The sequence below is a fragment of the Azospirillum sp. TSH64 genome (genome assembly GCF_003116035.1).
Taxonomy (GTDB): domain Bacteria; phylum Pseudomonadota; class Alphaproteobacteria; order Azospirillales; family Azospirillaceae; genus Azospirillum.
This window is the reverse complement of record NZ_LGQW01000015.1, coordinates 3,189,561-3,190,397: the sequence shown is the minus strand read 5'-3', so window position 1 is coordinate 3,190,397 and position 837 is coordinate 3,189,561. Positions and strand designations below refer to the sequence as shown.

The window sequence follows — 837 nt, the reverse complement described above, 5'->3', positions numbered from 1 at the left end:
GGCGAGCGAGAGGGCGATGGTGCCCAGCTGCTGGCGGGTCTGCAGCATCAGCAGGCTGGCGCCTTCCTCGTTCTGGTCAGCCAGCGTCAGCTTGCTGGCGCCTTCCGTCAGCACGTCGCTGAACTCCTTGGTGAAAGTCTCGCGGGTCGTGATGATGTTCAGGTTGGTCGACAGGTTCTGCGAGGCGGAGCGGATCGTCGCCTTGGCGTGATCCAGGCCGGCGACCGCCTTGTCGATGTCGGCGCGGTCCATCCAGCCGTTCTGCGCGCCGTCCAGCTGCAGGCCCTGGCCGCTGGTCGACAGGTTGACCGCGTTCACCGTGATCGCGTTCGTGTTGCGCTCGTTCAGCTGGACCGTGATGTCGTTCGACGTGTTGGCGTCGGAAATCTGCTTGGTGACGATGTTGGCCGAGCAGTTGGCCGAGGCCGCCTTCTTGATCGTCTTGGCGTCGATTTCCATGCGGACGGTGCCGCTGTCGAAGTTGAAGGACTGCTCACCCCCCGCCAGCTTGCCGTCGCCCTTGTCGCTCATGGCGTCGCGGGTGACCTGGGCGCCGTTGGAGTTGGTGACCTGGATTTGCAGGTCGACCTTCTTCTCGATGACCGAGACGCCGTTGCCCTGGTTGTTGGCCGATTCCAGCAGGCGGCGGTCGACCGTGAAGGACACGATGGTGCCCGACGCGAAGCTTTCCGAAATCTTCTTGGTCAGCGCGTTGGTGGCGCTGGTCGTCACCGTCATTTCTCGCACCGCGCCGGCCGTGGCATTGCCGGTGAGGGTGATCGTGCCGGTTGCGGTGACGGTTGCGGAGGCGACGTCCTTGCCGACAAGGCGGCCGGT

Annotated in this window: 1 pseudogene; it reads right to left on the bottom strand. The window is 64.8% G+C overall.

The window, feature by feature from the left end:
- A pseudogene (locus tag TSH64_RS15960) lies at positions 1-837 on the bottom strand (flagellin); the annotation flags it as partial.